3 protein-coding genes are annotated in these 2537 nt (G+C 46.9%); all 3 read left to right on the forward strand.

Annotation, left to right across the window (positions count from 1 at the left end):
• Nucleotides 1-965: hypothetical protein (locus tag JE47_RS20865; protein WP_035420211.1), on the forward strand; the 965-nt coding region annotated here is incomplete at its 5' end.
• A complete protein-coding gene (locus tag JE47_RS0119980; protein WP_031461429.1) occupies nt 962-1387 on the forward strand; it encodes a hypothetical protein in 426 nt (141 codons plus the stop codon). The genes JE47_RS20865 and JE47_RS0119980, both read left to right, overlap by 4 nt.
• The gene (locus JE47_RS0119985; protein WP_031461430.1) at nt 1374-2000 is read left to right on the forward strand and encodes an ABC transporter ATP-binding protein; all 627 of its coding nucleotides are present in this window, start codon (nt 1374-1376) and stop codon (nt 1998-2000) included. Before JE47_RS0119980 ends, JE47_RS0119985 begins: the two co-directional genes overlap by 14 nt.
• Nucleotides 2001-2537: the final 537 nt, after the last annotated feature.

Consider the following 2537-nt stretch of genomic DNA (forward strand, 5'->3'; position numbering starts at 1 on the left):
TTGCTTATGTGCTATATAAAATGATTGAACCAAGACAACTTCTTGCGTTGAATGATTTTCATGTAACCTTGCCTGGCGAAAAGGAACGACTCGCTCTCGTTGGTTGGATGGTCATAACGCCGCCTTTTCTGGTAAGTCTCTGGCCGTTTTATCCGTTCTCGCCCATACTAATGTTATATGGGAACGCGCTGCTTGTATTTACTCTCCTGGTTAGCCGCTCTATTTGGGCTATTCCATCGATTATCATCCTTTTTTTGCTCTCTTTGGCAGTGTTTCATGCTGTTGATGTCGTAGCACTCGTGTTGCTATGTATTCCTTGCTTGATAGAAGCGATCCTTCTTGTTGGAAATCGCATCACAAATTATCACTGGTATGCACTCTACTATTCGCCGAGAAGAGTTCTTCTTATCGCAGCGATCCTGTTAATGTTTGATCTATACCTATCAGGGATTGGATCTTCTATGAGATTAACCATAGAAGAAGGGGTAATTAATTTCCGCAATCCAGATTTTTCACAACCCCTGCTGTTGACCGCCTTTTTTGGTGTGTCAACGTTAGTGATGTTGTTGCCGTTTGTGAATTTGATCGGGGTAAGATGGGCAGATATGTTTCTGTTTGATCTTCGCGCAATTCAGAAGACACCTTTTTCTCGCCGTATAATGGTGTTCATTTTAGGGTGTATTCTCAATTTACCCTGTGGTGTCATTTTGTATCTTTTGCAATTTACTGAGATTGAGGCATGGGTCTTAGTTAATATTTTATTAATAGGAGTCTTTGTTAATACTGTTTTCCGAACTGATGAACGTTCAAGATGGCTTGGTTACGCAGCGGGGTTGTATTTAGTACTTACTCACAGTATAGCTCTTTGGTCTTCTCCATGGTTTCTTTTTATTTGCTTTATTACTTTAGTGCTTATCTTCTACGACATTGATATGCTTTTTGATGCGCGCCAGGGGAGCGTATGAGAGAGCGGATCGCTTATACCTGTTGGACGGTTCTCAAGATCAAAGCTCTATGGCTGCCATTTATTTTTCTGCTGCCCCTATCTTTTATATGGTTTGAGCTATTTTGCAGATTGGGAGTGGCGGCTTTGCTTGTACCGGCCGGTGTCGTTTTGCATGAAATTCTCCACATCCTTTTTTTACCAGATGGTGTTCCGATTGAAGTGGAGCGACATACGCTTTTTGTGCGAGTGCATATTGATGGTTATCTATCGCCGATCCGTTCTCTTTTCGCAGCTCTGCTACCTGGGATGCTCTTGCCCCTATTTGGAATGCTGGTGTACGTTGTCGATCCAATTCTGGCACTTCCGTTACTCGTTCACATGCTAAGTTTACCTGTCGATCTTCATCATTGGTACGTGGGAGTTCGCGATGGAGATGCTTGATGTCCAGGATCTTGAATGCGGTTATACATCGCCACTGCTGAACGTGTCACTGACCCTGAGAAGAGGGGAAAGTCTCCTATTATATGGCCCAAATGGGGTAGGCAAATCTACTCTTATGAAAACAGTCGCCGGGATTTGCCGACCATTACGGGGTGATGTGTTGCTATGTGGGAAGAGTATCTACAAGGATGTTCGTGTTAAACGTTCTATATTTTATGTTCCAGAAATTATTGACTTGCCGCCATTCTTAAACCCTATCGAGTATGTGAATCTCGTTGCTGAGTTTTATCGTACCCGCCCGAGCGCTGATTACGTAGCAGCAGGTTTGGAACTGTTCGAGCTAGCGCCGTTTGTTCGCACACCGATTGAGAAGATGTCACAGGGCCAAAAACGGCGCGTGCAATTGCTTGCTGCGTATGTGTTGCGCAGAGCATTAACGTTGCTTGATGATCCATTGATTGGCATAGATGGATCTGGGGAACAGTATATGCGTTGTCTTGTGGAGGCTTTAACAACAGATGGGGTCGTGTTGATGACGGCCCGAAGAACCATTGACTCATTTATCAGCCTGAACGTAGGAGAAGATAAGCACGTCATTTTCAAGCACGTTTAACTTTGCGGCTCGCTCGTTGGCTATTGTATGGAGAAACACCGAGGAACGTTGGGCACTCGCTGACGGCGATGATGATTGTCCCTGGGTACGCGGTCGGCTAGTCCGTGTCGGGCAGAAATGCTAATGCTGGAGACAGCGGGCAGGCTTTGAGCCTGGTCAAAAACTTTTCATTGGGCACGTACCGTGCCGCCAGTAGGTGCCCAGCCAGTCATCGTTATGGGCAGGTTGCGAACCCACCCCTACCGGCAGGGACGGGCGTTATCGGCGTGACAAACGGGGGCGGGCAGCGCACGTCGGAACGGGAAGCAATATGTCTCCTCATGCGCTGTAGACGAAGTGGGAATCGCTCTATCGCTCGCAATCTTCATTCTGCTATGCACTGCCTTTTCCTGCACACGGTACGAACGTTGCCAAGCTCGTGATATTGTCTTCTCGCCCCCGCTTGACAAAATCCGCCAGGCTTGCTATACTCTTCCTCGTCAATCGCTCCGGCGATGACACGGAGGACGACCCACTGGGTACGCTCCGCAACCAACT

The organism is Chloroflexus sp. MS-G, assembly GCF_000735195.1.
In the GTDB taxonomy this organism is placed as follows: Bacteria; Chloroflexota; Chloroflexia; order Chloroflexales; family Chloroflexaceae; genus Chloroflexus.

What these genes read in the sequence shown, in the direction of transcription:
- JE47_RS0119985 (WP_031461430.1), top strand. Translation starts at nt 1,374, where the DNA reads ATGGAGATGCTTGATGTCCAGGATCTTGAATGCGGTTATACATCGCCA.
- JE47_RS0119980 (WP_031461429.1), top strand. Translation starts at nt 962, where the DNA reads ATGAGAGAGCGGATCGCTTATACCTGTTGGACGGTTCTCAAGATCAAA.